Raw genomic sequence first — 16532 nt, 5'->3', positions numbered from 1 at the left:
AGCTTAAGTCGGCGAGGAAATTGTTGGGACAACGCTCCAATGGAGCGAGTTTTTCGAACATTAAAAACAGAATGGATACCGGAAATTGGCTACGAATCAGTAAACCAAGCAACAACTGATGTATTTGCATTTATACGATACTACAATTTTATACGCGGACACAGCTACAACAACTACGCAACACCAGCTGAAGTTGAGAAAGCATTTAAATGATAAAAACCTCCTACAGGGTGGTATGAAAATAATTGACCACTACAAAATACCAGCAAGATGTTAGTAGTTACAGAATAGACATCAAGACAAGACAATGGCTTCAGCCAGTAAAGCAACTTCCCAACAAACTGAAACGATTAATTGAAGCATGGGTTGAGGTGCATGAATCTGATTTATTTATTCAATGGAATAATGCTCAGAGACGAATTCCAGTGCGTATAGTAGGATGAGAAAATATATGTGGAATGAACTAGAGGCTTACCTAAGCTCCAATAACGTAATTATTGAAAAAGGCATACTGAAAGTTGAATATATCGATGAGTACATCCTTCAAATTTGGTTTGAGGAAAAGTTAAACGTATCGATTTACAATCTGGATTTTTTGCCAATAATTTCATCGCCAGATGCAGGAGAAGTTTTTAATAGACTACTTAACAAAAATTTATTTATGCAAGCCGTGGGTAGATATAACATAACTTGGTACGACGAGGAAACAGCCGAATATAACGAAAACGCAATAGATATTTCACCCGAAGCTGTAAAGTGGTTCTGTAAGAAATTTGGCAAGTTAATAAAAATTAATAACGAAAAACACAAATTAATGAACAAATAAATCAACACTATCGAATTATTTTTAATCTAGAAGACTCTGATTAAATCAGAATCGAGTTAATCAGAGAACCCTTTATTAACTAATCTTTTGATTTATACTTCGATCAAAGGTTTCTGTGCTGAAATAAACAATTCGTAAATCACCATATCTGGATCTTGAATTCCATAGTACTCCCTTGAGTGCTCTATAAAGTATTCAGAATCACAAAAAAATATTTCCATTTTTTTTAGATCAAAGCCAGACTCTAGCATTATTCTACGCAATCTCAACGGGGTATAAAATATTTGCCACAAACCTTGTTTATCTTCACGATATGAACTCTTAACGGCATCCACTCTATTTAAAAACTCGCTATTCTCTTCTAAATAACCCATATCCAAAGTTGCAAATATTGTAGGAAACATACCAACAAGAAATCCTCCGGGTTTTAGTGATTCAAAGCACGATTCCAATATGTTTCGATTTTCCTCGTCATTTTCAGAAAGTATTGAGTTAACAACAATTATAATATCCCACTCATCCCGAAAACCTAGTTTCTGAGAGTTTCTAACGTCATATTTTATTTTAATGTGATTATCATTTAATTTTGCTTTGTCTATAACATCGGCAAAATCGGTGCACAGTATTTCTTCAACCTCATCTACCATCATTGCTATCTGATTTTGTAAAGTAACTCTCGAACCACATCCAGGGATTAATATTTTACTATTTTCAAAGATTTCTATTTCTCTAATCAATTTTTCTCTTACCTTATGGTCATCGGTCATACTCCAAACAGTCTCGTAATTTTCATTGAGATGGGTATTTTTCCAATATGATTCCCGTTGGATATCGGTAAGCTTTCCTTCGTTCTCTATAAGCCACTTTCTTTGCTTTTGCATTATTCCGCTCCAAAAGGTCCTATCAAATCCATATCAAATACAGCTTCATCCATAGATTTAAACACAGACCGCTGATAGTACTCAATCGTACCTCGTTCGAAATACACAGAAAGATTCCCACCCTTTTCATGCCAGTAAAAAAGTAATCTAGGATTTTGTAATAGTCTATTAGAGAAGTATGACAAAACCTCTTCTAAAAACTCTGCTCTTCCTTTAGATCTTGTCTCTAGTGCATACATATACTGGTAATATGTATGTTCATATATCTGAAATATACACATAGCAATAGCACGCTCTTTTAGGTGGTACTCTTCCCTCTGAAAGCTTGTAGTCGGCCCCACAGCTGACCGTACCGAGATTCTAATATGCTCATAATTTTCTGGAATTTCAAACATATGGTTTAACATCCAGTTATCCAACCTTAACGCAGCAAGCTCATTAAAGGCATCATATTGCTGGTCAAGTAATTGAGATTTTGAAGCCTCTCTACTTATTTTTAACGATAACCAGACACTAAAGACAGAAACAAATAAAGCTATTGCCGCAATTATCCAAGAAATATGATCGACTAGATTACTACTATCTATTTCCATAAGGTTACGTGCTCTTGAGTTAGGGATATTTTCGATCACGTTAATATTGACGTTTATAACTATAACTACAAGCTGAAAACCAGCAACTGATTATTCGCAGGCATGGCATTATCTTCTTTGAGCGTGAGGCCAATTTTTGCAGCGAGTTCTTGTATGGCTTCGATATCGCGGATGCCGCTAACGGGGTTTTGGTCTTTGAGCCATAAATCAAATTTGGCGTTGCTGGGTGTGGTGAATTCGCCGTTGTATTTAAACGGGCCGTAGATGATCAGTTGGGCGCTGTCGCTAAGTACCTTGGGCAGACCTGCAAAGAATTGTTTTACCGAGTCAAAGCTCATTATGTGAAGGGTGTTAGCGGTGTAGATGGCATCAACCGTTAATTCGGGCCAGCCGCCGTTTACGTCTAGCTCAAAAGGGCGTTCGATATTGTTACCGGTGTATTCATCGAGCCATAAGTTAATGCCGGGATGATTTACGGCAAGATCTGAGGTGTGCCAACGCAGATGCGGTAATTCTCCGGCAAAATAAACCGCGTGCTGGCCGGTGCCAGAGCCAATTTCTAAGAGGTTTTTCGTTTCGGTTAATAATCGTTGAAGATGATTAAAAATCGGTTCACGGTTATTAATGCTGGCGTTAGAAATTGGTTTTTCTGTTGACACAAATTACCTCGCTTAATTGGGTTTTTGATGTTTACCCAAAATTAATATACATATTTTTATAGGAAACTCTGATTAATCTAGAGTTTCCTATAATCAAATAAATAAGACCTGTTATTGCGCAACATCTCGCGTAAATACCCAGGTGTTGCCTTTGCTTAGGCTTTCGTTATAAACGTAGCCGTTGCTATCAAAGCCTTTTAAATCTTGTGCTTGGGTAATGCTGTGGCGTATGGCCCAAGCGCTCATTAAGCCACGAGCTTTTTTGGCGTAAAAGCTGATAATTTTATACTCGCCATTTTTTAAGTCTTTAAAGGTTGGGGTAATAATGTCGGCATTCAGCACTTTTTTATTGACTACTTTAAAGTATTCGTTAGAGGCGAGGTTAACCAGTGTTTGGCTTTTAAGGGTTTTCAGTTGTTCGTTAAGCGCCTCGGTGACTTTATCGCCCCAAAATTCGTAGAGGTTTTTGCCGCGTTGGTTTTCGAATTTGGTGCCCATTTCAAGTCGGTAGGCTTGCATTAAATCGAGTGGGCGCAATACACCGTATAAGCCCGATAAGATTCGCAGATGTTTTTGCGCAAAACTAAATTCTTCTTTACCAAAGGTTTCGGCTTCTAAGCCTGTGTATACATCGCCTTTAAACGCCAGCACGGCCTGTTTGGCGTTGGTTTTATCGAAAGGCTGCGACCACGCTTGAAAGCGATCAAAGTTTAAAACGCCTAGCTTGTCGCTAATGCTCATTAAGTTTGAAATATCTTGAGGCGCAAGTTTACGGAGGTCTTCGATTAACACTTCGCTGTCATCAAGAAAACTCGGTTGGGTTGCCGTTTTGGTGACCGGTGCGGTTTCATAGTCCAGCGTTTTTGCTGGCGAAATTACCATTAACATATCAAAGCCATTGTCTTGTTTGTTGCAAAATAAAGCGGATTTACTCCGGCTTTAAAATTTCATTCCACCAATTGAGTGGCGTTGTGCCATCTTCTGGACTGTAGACATTGCCGTAACGCCAAACACTACCGGAATGCTCGCCAATGTATTTATTCAGTATGTCTTCTATGGCATTAAAGCCACAAGACACGTGAATGCTGTACACCAACAGTCGTGGTGACTCGATATCCAGTTCACCACCGAGCTTCTCGATACCAGAGGTTAATTCTTCGGCAAATCGTTCGGCATTTTCAGCATAAACACGAATGCATAAATTGCCCGAGCGCTTGACCAGCTCAAAAGAGTCGCCATCGCGTTTGATGGTGTCGCCTCTAGCCAGCCCTTGCACAAACGCAGGCGATGTCACTAGTTGGCAGCTGTCGTCATCGTTAATGGTTACACGCAGCTTTTCAACCACGGTTTCGCCGTCGGGACGTGTTCCGGCGTACATTTCTATTACTTGCAGAGCTTGCATTTTATTTGGCCAATGTTTCGTTATCTTGGGTTATAGACGGTGTTTGGCGTTATTATAACGGCACTCCGGGTGCAGGGCACAAACGACCTATTTTGCAGTCGATAGGTGCAACCCGAATGGATTAAACGGCAGCTTAAGCCGATTTTATTACTCAATATATTATTCAGTGCGTAAATTCATAGTAAGAGGAAGTTCTTGTGAAATTATCCAAACGTATTGCTATTGGTATGATAGCGGTGTTGCCAGCACTGCATGGCTGTACCACGAACCCTGTCACAGGACAAAGCCAATTTAGTTTGTTGTCTCGTGCTGATGAGATTGCCATCGGCGAGCAACAGTATGTTCCCAGCCAACAAAGCCAGGGTGGCGAATACACCGTTGACCCAAATCTCAACGCGTATATTTCTTCGGTGGGTCAAAAACTGGCGCGCGTTAGTGATCGACCAGACTTGCCTTACGAATTCGTAGTGTTAAATAACGATGTGCCAAACGCTTGGGCGTTGCCGGGTGGCAAGATTGCTATCAACCGTGGCCTGCTTTACGAATTAGAAGATGAGTCGCAGCTCGCAGCGGTTTTGGGCCACGAAATTGTTCACGCCGCAGCCAGACACGGTGCCACTCAGCAAAGCCAATCAACCATTCTCGGTGGTTTAGGTTCTTTAATTCAGGCAGTAGGTGAGAGCTATGGTTATGGCGCCTTAACTCAGCAAGGCGTGGCTTTGGGTGCATCGGCTTTTACGGCCCAATATGGCCAAGGCCAAGAGCTCGAAGCCGACCGCTATGGCATGGATTACATGGGGCGTGTTGGATACGAGCCGATGGGTGCGGTTGAATTGCAACAGACCTTTGTGAAGCTCTCAGAAGGTCAAAACACCAGCGCCTTACAAGCTTTTTTTCAAAGTCACCCACCGTCACAAAAGCGTGTTGCCGCTAACTTAGAAAAGGCACGTAGCATGTCTGACGGTACCCGCAACAAAGCAGCCTTTGATCGCGCTATGGCCCAAATTCGTAAAGATAAACCCGCCTACGATTTACACACCGAGGCATTAAAACTCGCGGGCGCTAAAGATTATCAAGGCGCCTTAGCAAAAGTTGAACAAGCCATTGCGAAACAACCTAAAGAAGCTTTGTTCTGGACAACCAAAGGCCAGTTACAAACCGAATTGAAAAACGAAGCCGCAGCGAAAACATCGTTTAATAAAGCGATTAGTTTAAATAACGAATACTTTGCGCCCTATCTGTACCGAGGCATTATTTCTGTTGATCAAAAAGAATACGCCGCGGCCCGGTCTGACCTGCTACAAAGTAATCAATGGTTGCCAACGGCTTACGCGACCTATTACTTAGGTCTGAGCAACGCCAATTTAGGTAACATTGTCGAAGCTCGCCAAAACTTTACTGCGGTTCAGCAGGTTGGCGGAGAGTTAGGACAAGCAGCCACTCGTCAGCTAGAACAACTCGGAAATTAGTCTTACTTTTCGGCAAATTTCTGCGTTCATTTTTAACGGTCACCGGTAACTCTGCTCACCTTGGGCGGAGTTACTTTTTTAAACCTCAGTTGCGCCCTCGGTATATATTCAGAGCTCAAGAGCACAATTGCGAGCACTGGGTAGCACAGCTCAGTTCGAGATTTTTTGCACCAAAGTGCAACACAGAAATTCGATGACTCCTCGCCAAAATCTTTTTTACGGTCTGAAATCTTCGGGCAGTAAAACATATCATTTATGTTATTTAGCAAACCAAAAACTAACCCTGCCGTACTTTTACGGCAGTTTTTACCGCTCATTTTGTAAAATAAAGTTTACTGGAAAACTCAACTTTGAAAGAAAACGCACCACTTTGGTACTCATAAACAATAAAAGATCGATATTGGAGAAAAATTTACAGATTCTCCCGTTTCTTTTGAGTCTCGTCATAAATCTGTCACAAAAACGACACAAAATAGCGGAGGTAGGCGTTTTACTTCGTAAATCTCTCAAAAAGATCTCATTTTATGACAATCAATACCTCCGCCACGTCATTACCCCAAACTGAGTATACCCAACGTAACTGGCAAAACTGGTTGTTGGTGGCAGCTCTCGTTTACTTATTGTTAGTCGCAGTTTCATTAATTGGTGGCGGTTTTAAGCAAGCAGCCGGTACCAGTGCAAAAGAATTATTTGAATTCGCCAGCAACCCAATCACTGGCTTGGTTATCGGTACGATCACTACCGCGTTAATTCAGTCGTCCAGTACCGTAACATCCATTATTGTGGGTTTGGTTGCCGGTGGCATGCCCGTCAGCGTCGCCATTCCTATGGTAATGGGCGCCAACATCGGCACAACTATCACCAATACTATTGTCAGCCTTGGCCACATCAAACAAGGTGAAGAGTTCCGACGCGCCTTTGCAGCTGCAACCGTGCACGACTTCTTTAATGTTTTGTGCGTGCTGATTTTTTTACCGCTTGAAATCATGTTTGGTCTTTTAGATCACATAGGTGCTTTTTTTGCCAAAATGTTAGTGGGTAGCGAATCGGTATCAATGAGCGGCCTTAATTTTATGAAAATGCTGGTCGGGCCACCGGTTCATCTGCTTAAAGATATTCTTTCACCTCTATCATCAACTTTTGCCGGTGTGATCACGATTATTCTTGGTGTGGTCTTGATTTTTGCGTCAATTACCTACATTGGAAAATTACTGAAAGTATTGATGGTTGGTCGCGCTAAAGAAGTGTTGCACTCCGCCGTTGGTCGCGGCCCAGTAACCGGAATTTTTTCGGGCACATTAATGACAGTGTTGGTTCAGTCTTCTTCTACAACCACCAGCCTTATCGTCCCTCTGGCCGGTTCTGGCGTGTTTTCTTTACGTCAGATTTATCCTTTTACTCTTGGGGCAAATATTGGAACCTGTATTACCGGTTTATTAGCGGCTACCGCAGTGACCGGTGCTAATGCTGTTTTTGCGATGGAAATCGCGCTTGTGCACTTGTTTTACAATTTAATCGGCGTAGTTCTGATCTACGGCATACCTATGCTGCGCGAAGTACCGTTAAACTGTGCTAACTGGCTTGCTGCCTTGGCCGTAAAAAATAGACTGTATATCGCTGTTTACATTTTGACAGTATTTATAGTTATTCCGGCAATTTTAATTATTGGCAGCAAACTTGTTGGCGGATAAACAAAATAAAGGTCGATGCAATGGACTCTATACAATCGCAAAAGCAAGAGCTGCAAGAAAGAATTCAAAACCTTGAAGCAACGTTAAAGGAATTAAACCAAAAGCTGGAGCAGTTAGAACAGCAAGAACAACACGAGGCGATTGATCACCTAGAAATGTATTTAGAAGAAGTTGACCACCACACTTCTCATTTACAAAATGTTGGCCAATTATTAGTGAACGAAATTCGCAAGGTATTTGCCTAGGCCGGTAAATATCATCGGTAAGTACACCCGCCTGTAACTTCATGCAATTTGTATGAAACATCAACCGTAAAACAGTTCTTAATAGTCTGTTTTACGGCTTTAACACTTCCCACCTTAATACTTCTCAATAAAAACCGTAAACATTTTCCACCGTGCATTCGCATGTTTAATTTTTTTCGATATCGAATAATTTGTTTAATGAATTATTTGTACAAAATTATCTTTCAGAACCATTGCACAGCTCTCTGCAATTCACCGATGAATACAATATAGGAACCTCTGATTAACTCATCCATGATTTAATCAGAGGACAGAAATTGAAAATGCGATTTCCAATTTCTTCACAATTTCAACCACTTACCGTTCTTGAAATTGGCGACACATCCTTGTGTCGCGAGAAACTCTAGGTTAATCAGAGTTTCCTATAAAAAATACCATTTTGAATTGTTTAACCATTTCGCTAGCGTGCATCATCGATAGAGGCAGCCGTATTAAGCCTTATCGAATATTTCAAATACATCGGAATTTTCTCGTAAAACTCTTTCAATAATAAAATGGTTTGCGGGGGTGTTTTTAAACAAGGCGAGCTAAACGGTTGGCAGTTTAACTTTTCAGGGCGCATAAAAAAGGGCTCCTATTTTAGGAGCCCCAAAAGCCGTCACTTATATGACTGGAAATTAATAACTGCTATTTAGCGGTAAATCTTAAGCACGGTGTCTTTTTGTCATTTTTACAGATTCTTCAGCAACCGCAAATTCATTCATAACGTGAATTTTTGCTTTCGGGAAGAAGTTAAATTCTGTTGCCGTAGCTGAGGTGTAAGCACCCATCATGCGGCTAACAATAAAGTCACCGTTGTTCAATTCTGGCAAGCTGATGTTTTCAGAAATAACATCAATGCTGTCGCAAGTTGGGCCTGCCAATACACATACTTCTTCTTGACCTTGGTTAAAAGGTGCAGAAATTGGGTAGTCACCGTGATCGAAGGTAATACCACTGAACGAGCCGTAAAGACCATCGTCCAAGTAGTACCACATTTTGCCATCGCGTAATGCTTTACCCATTACAGAGGCAACACCAGTCATTGCACCAGCAACAATAAAACGTCCAGGTTCTGCAATGACTTGAACAGTGTCTGGCAATACATCTAAAGCTTCGCGAATAGGTGCACAGAAGTCATCAATTGCTGGCACAGATTCGTTGTAAGGTACTGGGAAACCACCGCCAATATCCAAAGTAGAAAGCGCTGGCAAACCCATTTTTGCCGCTTTGCGAATTACGCGCGCGCTTTCTAAAATTGCATCAACGTATTTTTGCGAATCTAGAGTTTGTGAACCAACGTGGAAAGACAAACCTTTCACACGAATACCAAACTCTTGCGCTTTTACTAATAAATCGATCGCTTGTGTTGGAGAACAACCAAATTTTTTCGATAAATCTGAGTAAGCATTTGGATTTCTGAAACTCAAACGAATTAAAATTTCTGCTTGATCGCGGTAAGCGATAAATTTTTCAAGCTCGTTTAGATTATCGACCACAAACACGTAGCAGCCATATTCTAAGGCCCGCCGGATGTCGCCATCACGTTTAATTGGGTGAGTGTGGATGCATTTTTCTGGATCAATGCCTAAACCTTCAACCAATTCAACTTCACCGTTGGTCGCTAAATCAAAGCTAGCACCGATGTCGCGAAGCGTCGCAACAACTGCTGGGTGAGGTAATGGTTTTAATGCATAGTGCAAGGTTACATTTGGTAATGCTTTGCTTAATGCTTCGTATTGCGTACGAACTGAGTCACAGTCTAAAACCAACAAAGGCGAACCGTGCTCGGCAACTAATTGTGGAATATCAGCGTCAGACAAACCCTTGATTTCGCCTTTTTGAGTTTGGGCGAATGCAGGAATTTTTGAATACTCAACGTTTGAATCAACAGAACAAAGTGACATGGCCATCCTCAAAATGCATTAGCGCTTTTTGCAATAGAAATGCTATCGGCAGGACGTCACAATATTAAGGTAGGAACCAGAATATGGATGTGCGCAAACCAAGTGCAAGGGCAAAAAGCAAATAAAAAGGCAAAAAAAGTGTCATCAGCAACGCCGACAACAATTAATTCACTCTTGGATAGTTGCTCTTCTGCCTTGTCGCTATCAGTCCTATTTCTAGGAGCGCTGTACTTGGATTGGCTATCATCAAGAAGAGCGCGAATAATAAATTAATTAGTGGAAATCACAATCTTTTTTTTAGGCGTTTTTAGTTATTTTTATGTTAAAAAATGTTTCATTAATGAATATTCACATTCATCATAGCAGTATATTATTTATGGTTTTATGCCTGTCTAATTTAGAAACCGCTTTCATTTTCAGATTTAATTTGCAGCTGATAACCACCGTCATCGTCGACCACTAAATGAAAATCGATCGGACGGCAGCAAATCTGACAATCTTCAATGTAATCGCAGTCGCCTTCACTGAAGTCGACGGTAACCGTCTGTGGCTCCCCGCAATAGGGGCACAGAATTTCTTCATCAGGTAAACAGCTCACAATCAACTACCTCATTTCTTTATGAATACGTTTATTTGCCAACACTGTAATCAAGCCGTCTTCTTTGATAATAGCCAATGCGAATCTTGTGGTGCGGCATTGGGTTTTGACAGTGACCAATTACAGATGATTAGTCTGACCCGAGTTCACGAAACACAAACGCTGCTGGATAAAAAATCCAACCCCTATCGCGCTTGTGCAAACCGTGCGTTACACGTTTGCAACTGGCTTTTACCCAAAGCCAGTTTAGACACAGATTTGTATTGTCGGGCCTGCGCGCTAAATCGATACGTTCCAAACACCGGTGACGCTGACGCCAGTGTCCAGTGGGCCGAATTGGAACAGGCCAAAAAACGGTTGATGTACAGTTTGATTCGCTTTGGTCTTCCGGTGGTGGCTAAAAAAGACGGCCAACAACAAGGCTTACGCTTTGACTTTATCGACCAGCAACAAAATATTCCCCAAAATGCGACCAATACCATAGGCCACTCCCAAGGCCAAATTACGATTACAACCGACGAGGCAAATCCCAGCGAAAGAGAGCAAACTCGCATCGACTTGGGTGAAAAGTATCGTACGCTGCTGGGCCACTTTCGCCATGAAATCGGTCACTATTATTGGGATCATTTGGTCGCAAACGACGCTCATTGGTTGCAGGAATTTCGCAAGCTTTTCGGCGATGACAGACAAGACTATCAACAAGCTTTGGCAAGCCACTATCAAAACCCCAATCCAAATTGGCGTATGGATTTTATTTCTGAGTACGCGTCTTCGCACCCATGGGAAGATTGGGCAGAAACCTGGGCGCATTATTTTCATTTAATTGATACGGTAGACACAGCTCTGCATTTTGGCATACAGATACGACCTAATAATGCCGAATTGCCAAAGACCACCTATTCTTTGCGCGATGGCGCCTCTGCCGATGCCTATAGCAGTGAAAACTTCCAAGAGCTCTATGACAACTACATTCCCATTACTCTTGCGGTAAATTCTTTGAACCGCAGCCTAGGGCAGTCGGATGTTTACCCCTTTGTACTAAACCAATCGGTCTTTAAAAAACTCGACTTTATCCATCAGCTGATCAAGAATAAATCGAGTACCGCTACGCCAGATTAATGCAATCAATCACCGAGAAGAATAACTGCGTGGAAGTCGCCCGACTGATCTTGGATTTTCTGAAAACCTCAATTTGGCCGATTGTGACGCTGGTGTTCTTTTTGGTGTATGGCGATAGGGTTTTAAGCATCTTGTCGTCGCGAGAAATTGATGTGTTTGGTGTGCAAATTGGCCAGCAGATCAACAACTTTTCACACGTGCACGAACAACAAATTTCCGATTTAAAACGCGAGTTGTTGGTTCGCCAGCCCCAGCTTCAAGAAGCTAACATCGATTGGCTGACCCAAGAGCTCGATAAGATCAGTGTTAATGTGAATTCTGACCTTACCGCCATGCGCAGCCAGACTACCGAGCCTGAGAAATTCGATAAGATCGATCAACACAACCAAGCCCAAATTGAAGAAAAACGTGGCTTTGACGCCCTACTAAATAGAGATATAGATTCCGCCATTACTGCTTTCGATAAAGCGCGCAAACTGTGGCCGCAATACCACAATGTAGACGAAATTTACCGTCTGCTAGAGCAGTACAAAGGTAAATTGAATCAAAAAGACCAATGGAAGCTTTTTTGTGAGGAGCTTACCGGCAAGTACTCTTGGGGAATGCCCGCCGGTATCAAAGAAGAGCTTTTGCGCTCGATTTGAGAATTTATTTAGAGCGACTGCTGACCTGACGTTCCATCTCAGAAACGCTGGTGTGTCGAACATCCAAACCTTTCACTAAATAAATAATGTGCTCGGCGATATTTCTGGCGTGATCGCCAATGCGCTCAAGTGAACGCAACGCCCACATAACGTTTAAAATACGATTGATAGAATGCGGATCTTCCATCATGCAGGTCATTAGCTCACGCATTGCTGACTTGTACTCACGATCAACATCGTTGTCTTCGCGCACAACCGCAAGAGCTGCATCAACGTCAAAACGCGCAAATGCGTTAAGCATTTCATCAACCATGTGCAGTACGCCATGAGCAATATGGCGCAGCTCAACATAACCTTGAGAACGTTGACCTTCTTCAACCAAAGCAAGTGCCATTTGGGCAACTTTTTCGGCTTCATCGCCCATACGTTCAAGGTCACGAGTGATTTTGGAAACCGCCAAAACCATGCGTAAATCAGAAGCGGCAGGCTGACGTCGCGCCAATACGAGCGTGCAATGTTCGTCGAGAGCCATTTCGCGGGCGTCAACTTCGTCTTCAACGGTAATAACCTTACGCGCCAAATCCGAATCGGCATTGCTGATGGAAGAAATACCATCGCGAACCTGCTCTTGTACTATCCCGCCCATTTCCAATAACTCGGTACGCAGGTCCTCAAGATCTGAGTTGTACTGACGAGAAATATGCTGGTCGAGATGTAGCTTATCCATGGAGGTAGCTCCGTAAGTTAACCAAAACGACCGGTAATGTAAGCTTCGGTCAGCTGATGGTCTGGGTTAGTAAATACTTTTTCTGTCTCATTCACTTCAATAAGCTTACCAAGGTGAAAGTACGCCGTTCGATTCGAAACCCGCGCCGCTTGCTGCATGGAGTGGGTTACGATGGCAATGGTGTAGTTTTCGCTCAGTTCCGCAATGAGTTCTTCAATTTTTGCCGTAGCGATTGGATCAAGCGCAGAGCAGGGTTCGTCCATAAGAATAACTTCGGGACTCACCGCGATTGTTCGCGCGATACACAAACGCTGTTGCTGACCTCCAGAAAGTCCTGTTCCCGGAGCATCGAGTCGATCTTTTACTTCGTTCCAAAGGCCAGCTTTTTGTAAACTGGTTTCAACAATTTCATCGAGCTCGGTGCGCTTAGACACTAGGCCGTGAATCTTAGCTCCGTAAGCGACGTTTTCGTAGATCGACTTTGGAAATGGGTTGGGTTTTTGGAACACAATACCGACGCGCGCTCTTAACGGTACCACATCCAATTTCGCACCGTAAATATCCTCACCCTCTAAGTTTAGACTGCCTACAACTCGACAACCTTCGATTGTGTCGTTCATGCGGTTTAAACATCTTAAAAATGTCGACTTGCCACAACCCGAGGGACCAATCATGGCGATAACTTCGTTGGAGCCAATATCGAGGCTGACGTCAAAAATCGCTTGTTTTTCGCCGTAAAACACATTGACGTTGCGCATGCTCAGCTTCGCCGAGTCTACAAAAGGTTCGCCCACGGTACCATTAACCGGTACGTCTTGAATTCCAGAGGTTGTTGTCATGTTCCGTTAACCTTTTTAAATCTTATTGCCGAGACTGCAATGCTGCGCTCGGTTTTAGACGAATGTATTACCAACGACGCTCAAGCTTGCGTCGTAACAACACCGCTACGGTGTTCATTAAAATCAAAAAGCCTAACAACACCATAATGGCGCCGGAAGTTCGCTCCGTAAAGGCGCGCTCTGGGCTGTCTGACCAAAGATAAATTTGTACCGGCAGTACCGTTGCCGGATCGGTAATTGAGCCTGGTAAATCGACGATAAATGCGACCATACCAATCATTAACAGCGGTGCGGTTTCACCCAAGGCTTGCGCCATACCAATGATGGCGCCGGTAAGCATGCCGGGCATAGCCAAGGGCAATACGTGATGCAAAATCACCTGCATTTTTGACGCGCCAAGACCGTAGGCCGCTTGGCGAATCGAGGGCGGTACCGACTTAATGGCAGCTCGGCTGGAAATAATAATGGTCGGCAAGGTCATCAGCGTTAACACCAAACCACCCACCAAGGGCAAGGAGCGCGGCATCTCAAAGAAATTGATGAAAATCGCCAAACCCAGCAAGCCGAAAATAATCGATGGTACAGCCGCCAGGTTGTTGATGTTCACTTCGATAAAATCGGTAAAGCGATTTTTAGGCGCGTACTCTTCAAGATACATGGCTGCGGCAACACCAATGGGGAACGACAACACTAGAGTTACCAATAAGGTATACAGTGAACCCAACAGAGCACCGCGAATGCCGGCCATTTCTGGCTCGCGTGAATCACCGTTGGTAAACAGTATGCGGTTGAAGCGCGATTTGATTTCGCCAGAGGCTATAAGGGTCTCAACCCACTCAATTTGTTTCTCACTCAAGCGACCAATAAATGGCTCAGCATCATCACGGCTTTTCGCGTAGGTATCGACGTCGTCATCCACCAGCACCCACAAACTAACGGTACTGCCGAGCTTGGTCGGATCGGCTTTGAGAATATCTTGTACGGCAAATCCAGCACTGTTACTAACCAAAGCGTACAAAGAGCGGCGATCGGAACGACCGGTAACCTCGGGGAAACGTGTTCTCAAAGCCTCTTTGACCACGCCTTGATAATCGGCAAGGGCCAGCTGCTCTGGATCGGTAGCATCGCGAATGTCGAGAGTACTCGCATTTAGAGTTACTTCAATTTGCACGTAGTGCGCGGTAAAAGCCCCATGACCTTTACCAATGATGTCGGTAAACAAAACCACTAAGCACAACAAACCAAAGCCAATAGACAATATGCCGTAGGCTCGAAAGCGTTTTTCTGCGCGATAACGTTTTTTGAGGTTCTTATTGACCAGCTCGATGGTGCTGGAAGTAGACTTACTCATATTGCTCTCGATATTTTTTCACAACGTGTAAGGCGATAAAGTTCAGAGTTAAGGTCACCAAGAACAACACCAAACCCAGTGCAAACGCCGCCAAGGTTTTAGGGCTATCAAACTCTTGATCGCCCACCAACAAGGTTACGATTTGCACGGTAACAGTGGTAACCGACTCTAGCGGGTTAGCGGTCAGATTTGCAGCAAGTCCCGCCGCCATCACCACGATCATGGTTTCACCGATGGCGCGGCTCACCGCCAGTAAGATGCCGCCAACAATGCCGGGCAATGCTGCGGGAATAACGACCTTCTTGATGGTTTCAGACTTGGTTGCGCCAAGACCATAGGAACCATCGCGCAGCGAATTGGGTACCGCGTTGATCACATCGTCCGATAACGAAGACACCATCGGAATGATCATCACCCCCATCACCGCACCCGCAGCCAACGCGCTTTCGGATGAAGCACCAGCAATACCGATACTTTCTAAAAAATCACGCAGCGCAGGCGCTACGGTTAAGGCGGCAAAAAAGCCGTACACAACCGTTGGAATACCGGCTAAAACCTCAAGAACGGGTTTGATAATGGCGCGCACGCGGCGGTCGGCGTATTCCGATAAATAAATTGCTGCCATCAAACCCGATGGCACCGCAACCAACATAGCAATGGCGGAAATTAACAAGGTACCGGCAAATAAAGGCACAGCACCAAAAGAACCAGAGCCACCCACTTGGTCGGCGTGGATCGCCGTTTGTGGGCTCCAGTGCAGGCCAAAGACAAAGTCGGTGACAGGAATAACTTGGAAGAAGCGTAAACTCTCGAATAACACCGACAGCACAATGCCTACGGTCACTAAAATTGCGAGACTTGAAGACGCCAATAAGAGGCTGCGGAAAATCTTTTCAACGAAATTACGGGCGCGCAGCTCGGGGTGGACCTTCAACCAAGCACCGGCGCCAAAAATCATGGCAACCAACAACACCACAACGGCCTTTGACCAATCACTGATGCGGTTTAAATCCGCTAAACGATTCGCCGCGTCAATCATCACCGGTGTTTCATTGCCCGTAAGGGCCGATGGGTTGGAAGCCAGATTCTCAACGGAGTTGATCAAAAGGCCGAGTTCGGCCGCTGAAATTTGTCGCTCAGACTCTGGCAGTGATTGAATCACCATGGTTTCGATCAAGTAACCGTCGAAAATCGTCCAAACAAAAATCACCAATAACGCCGGAAATAAACACCAAATTGCTGCCATCATTCCGTAGTACATCGGTAGAGAATTCAGCTGGGCCTGACCGCCAATAGCTCGGGCTAAGCTCAGTGATCTTTGCCGGGATACTACAAACACCCCAAAGCACAAAATCGCTAGAACCAAAATAAGCGTGGATAAACTCATGCGTCCTCAACTAGACAACGTCTTTCTTATCGTCACAAATGTGGCGGTATCACCTAAAATTCAGCGGCAATTTAGGATGCAACTTGTGTTATTGGTTGCATTCTTCCTTGAGATATAAACTGAACAACGTGTTCGATAGTGGCTTAATTTTGCGA

Annotated in this window: 18 protein-coding genes; 7 read left to right on the top strand and 11 right to left on the bottom strand. The window is 43.7% G+C overall.

The annotated features are described in order from the left end of the window. Together ACYQ2C_RS13465 and ACYQ2C_RS13460 are read left to right on the top strand one after the other, a co-directional pair. Positions 1–213, top strand: a 213-nt coding sequence (locus ACYQ2C_RS13465; protein ID WP_460103219.1) for an integrase core domain-containing protein, incomplete at its 5' end; no start/stop codon positions are given. Positions 214–451: 238 nt separating this feature from the next. Beyond that, entirely contained in the window at positions 452–826 is a 375-nt protein-coding gene (locus ACYQ2C_RS13460; protein ID WP_460103221.1) for a hypothetical protein, read from the top strand. 92 nt (positions 827–918) lie between these two features. On the opposite strand, the gene ACYQ2C_RS13455 is transcribed toward ACYQ2C_RS13460, so the two are convergent. The 5 genes from ACYQ2C_RS13455 to ACYQ2C_RS13435 all read right to left on the bottom strand — a co-directional run bounded on the left by ACYQ2C_RS13455 (position 919) and on the right by ACYQ2C_RS13435 (position 4361). Continuing rightward, positions 919–1707, bottom strand: coding sequence for a class I SAM-dependent methyltransferase (locus ACYQ2C_RS13455; RefSeq protein WP_460103224.1), 789 nt, complete (start codon positions 1705–1707; stop codon positions 919–921). After that, on the bottom strand, positions 1707–2300 hold the full coding sequence (locus tag ACYQ2C_RS13450) for a hypothetical protein (RefSeq protein WP_460103226.1): 594 nt from the start codon (positions 2298–2300) through the stop codon (positions 1707–1709). Before ACYQ2C_RS13450 ends, ACYQ2C_RS13455 begins: the two co-directional genes overlap by 1 nt. 65 nt (positions 2301–2365) lie before the next feature. Further along, a complete protein-coding gene (locus ACYQ2C_RS13445; RefSeq protein ID WP_460103228.1) occupies positions 2366–2959 on the bottom strand; it encodes a DUF938 domain-containing protein in 594 nt (197 codons plus the stop codon). Positions 2960–3070: 111 nt separating this feature from the next. Further along, positions 3071–3847, bottom strand: a complete 777-nt coding sequence (gene yaaA / locus ACYQ2C_RS13440) for a peroxide stress protein YaaA (RefSeq protein WP_460103230.1) — start codon at positions 3845–3847, stop codon at positions 3071–3073. Between the two features lie 40 nt (positions 3848–3887). Beyond that, on the bottom strand, positions 3888–4361 hold the full coding sequence (locus ACYQ2C_RS13435; RefSeq protein WP_460049117.1) for a DUF4265 domain-containing protein: 474 nt from the start codon (positions 4359–4361) through the stop codon (positions 3888–3890). Positions 4362–4558: 197 nt separating this feature from the next. Here ACYQ2C_RS13435 and ACYQ2C_RS13430 point away from each other — a divergent pair, with 197 nt between their 5' ends. The 3 genes from ACYQ2C_RS13430 to ACYQ2C_RS13420 all read left to right on the top strand — a co-directional run bounded on the left by ACYQ2C_RS13430 (position 4559) and on the right by ACYQ2C_RS13420 (position 7766). Then, a complete protein-coding gene (locus ACYQ2C_RS13430; RefSeq protein WP_460103234.1) occupies positions 4559–5830 on the top strand; it encodes a M48 family metalloprotease in 1272 nt (423 codons plus the stop codon). 524 nt (positions 5831–6354) lie between these two features. After that, complete coding sequence (locus ACYQ2C_RS13425; RefSeq protein ID WP_460049121.1) at positions 6355–7521, top strand: Na/Pi symporter; 1167 nt, start codon at positions 6355–6357, stop codon at positions 7519–7521. Positions 7522–7541: 20 nt separating this feature from the next. Further along, entirely contained in the window at positions 7542–7766 is a 225-nt protein-coding gene (locus tag ACYQ2C_RS13420) for a hypothetical protein (RefSeq protein ID WP_460049122.1), read from the top strand. A gap of 704 nt (positions 7767–8470) precedes the next feature. On the opposite strand, the gene ACYQ2C_RS13415 is transcribed toward ACYQ2C_RS13420, so the two are convergent. Further along, positions 8471–9712, bottom strand: a complete 1242-nt coding sequence (locus tag ACYQ2C_RS13415) for a type III PLP-dependent enzyme (RefSeq protein ID WP_460049124.1) — start codon at positions 9710–9712, stop codon at positions 8471–8473. Positions 9713–10109: 397 nt separating this feature from the next. Next, positions 10110–10310 carry a CPXCG motif-containing cysteine-rich protein gene (locus tag ACYQ2C_RS13410; RefSeq protein ID WP_460103238.1) on the bottom strand — a complete coding sequence of 67 codons (201 nt, stop codon included), beginning with the start codon at positions 10308–10310 and terminating at the stop codon, positions 10110–10112. A 21-nt stretch (positions 10311–10331) separates the two neighbouring features. Between ACYQ2C_RS13410 and ACYQ2C_RS13405 the strand changes: the two genes are divergently transcribed. Both ACYQ2C_RS13405 and ACYQ2C_RS13400 read left to right on the top strand, forming a co-directional pair. After that, complete coding sequence (locus ACYQ2C_RS13405; RefSeq protein ID WP_460103240.1) at positions 10332–11429, top strand: zinc-binding metallopeptidase family protein; 1098 nt, start codon at positions 10332–10334, stop codon at positions 11427–11429. Next, a complete protein-coding gene (locus tag ACYQ2C_RS13400) occupies positions 11429–12073 on the top strand; it encodes a hypothetical protein (RefSeq protein WP_460103242.1) in 645 nt (214 codons plus the stop codon). Before ACYQ2C_RS13405 ends, ACYQ2C_RS13400 begins: the two co-directional genes overlap by 1 nt. A gap of 4 nt (positions 12074–12077) precedes the next feature. Here the strand turns inward: ACYQ2C_RS13400 and phoU are convergent, their stop codons facing one another. The 4 genes from phoU to pstC form a co-directional block, all read right to left on the bottom strand. After that, positions 12078–12800 (bottom strand): phosphate signaling complex protein PhoU, encoded by a 723-nt coding sequence (gene phoU / locus ACYQ2C_RS13395; RefSeq protein WP_460049128.1) that lies wholly within the window; start codon positions 12798–12800, stop codon positions 12078–12080. Between the two features lie 17 nt (positions 12801–12817). Then, positions 12818–13639, bottom strand: coding sequence for a phosphate ABC transporter ATP-binding protein PstB (pstB, locus tag ACYQ2C_RS13390; RefSeq protein ID WP_460049129.1), 822 nt, complete (start codon positions 13637–13639; stop codon positions 12818–12820). 67 nt (positions 13640–13706) lie between these two features. Further along, a complete protein-coding gene (pstA, locus tag ACYQ2C_RS13385; protein ID WP_460049130.1) occupies positions 13707–14990 on the bottom strand; it encodes a phosphate ABC transporter permease PstA in 1284 nt (427 codons plus the stop codon). Then, positions 14983–16377: a phosphate ABC transporter permease subunit PstC gene (pstC, locus tag ACYQ2C_RS13380; protein WP_460049131.1), complete on the bottom strand. Its 1395-nt coding sequence runs from the start codon at positions 16375–16377 to the stop codon at positions 14983–14985. The genes pstA and pstC overlap by 8 nt, the downstream gene beginning before the upstream one ends. Positions 16378–16532: the final 155 nt, after the last annotated feature.

This window comes from Sessilibacter sp. MAH3, from assembly GCF_054658275.1.
The sequence above is the reverse complement of the archived record's forward strand: the minus strand, read 5'-3'. Positions and strand labels throughout refer to the sequence as shown.

Excerpts from the sequence above, each read along its gene's own strand:
- ACYQ2C_RS13460 (WP_460103221.1), top strand. The coding sequence starts at position 452 with ATGTGGAATGAACTAGAGGCTTACCTAAGCTCCAATAACGTAATTATT.
- ACYQ2C_RS13455 (WP_460103224.1), bottom strand. The coding sequence starts at position 1,707 with ATGCAAAAGCAAAGAAAGTGGCTTATAGAGAACGAAGGAAAGCTTACC.
- ACYQ2C_RS13450 (WP_460103226.1), bottom strand. The coding sequence starts at position 2,300 with ATGGAAATAGATAGTAGTAATCTAGTCGATCATATTTCTTGGATAATT.
- yaaA (WP_460103230.1), bottom strand. The coding sequence starts at position 3,847 with ATGTTAATGGTAATTTCGCCAGCAAAAACGCTGGACTATGAAACCGCA.
- ACYQ2C_RS13435 (WP_460049117.1), bottom strand. The coding sequence starts at position 4,361 with ATGCAAGCTCTGCAAGTAATAGAAATGTACGCCGGAACACGTCCCGAC.
- ACYQ2C_RS13425 (WP_460049121.1), top strand. The coding sequence starts at position 6,355 with ATGACAATCAATACCTCCGCCACGTCATTACCCCAAACTGAGTATACC.
- ACYQ2C_RS13420 (WP_460049122.1), top strand. The coding sequence starts at position 7,542 with ATGGACTCTATACAATCGCAAAAGCAAGAGCTGCAAGAAAGAATTCAA.
- ACYQ2C_RS13415 (WP_460049124.1), bottom strand. The coding sequence starts at position 9,712 with ATGTCACTTTGTTCTGTTGATTCAAACGTTGAGTATTCAAAAATTCCT.
- ACYQ2C_RS13405 (WP_460103240.1), top strand. The coding sequence starts at position 10,332 with ATGAATACGTTTATTTGCCAACACTGTAATCAAGCCGTCTTCTTTGAT.
- ACYQ2C_RS13400 (WP_460103242.1), top strand. The coding sequence starts at position 11,429 with ATGCAATCAATCACCGAGAAGAATAACTGCGTGGAAGTCGCCCGACTG.
- phoU (WP_460049128.1), bottom strand. The coding sequence starts at position 12,800 with ATGGATAAGCTACATCTCGACCAGCATATTTCTCGTCAGTACAACTCA.
- pstB (WP_460049129.1), bottom strand. The coding sequence starts at position 13,639 with ATGACAACAACCTCTGGAATTCAAGACGTACCGGTTAATGGTACCGTG.
- pstA (WP_460049130.1), bottom strand. The coding sequence starts at position 14,990 with ATGAGTAAGTCTACTTCCAGCACCATCGAGCTGGTCAATAAGAACCTC.
- pstC (WP_460049131.1), bottom strand. The coding sequence starts at position 16,377 with ATGAGTTTATCCACGCTTATTTTGGTTCTAGCGATTTTGTGCTTTGGG.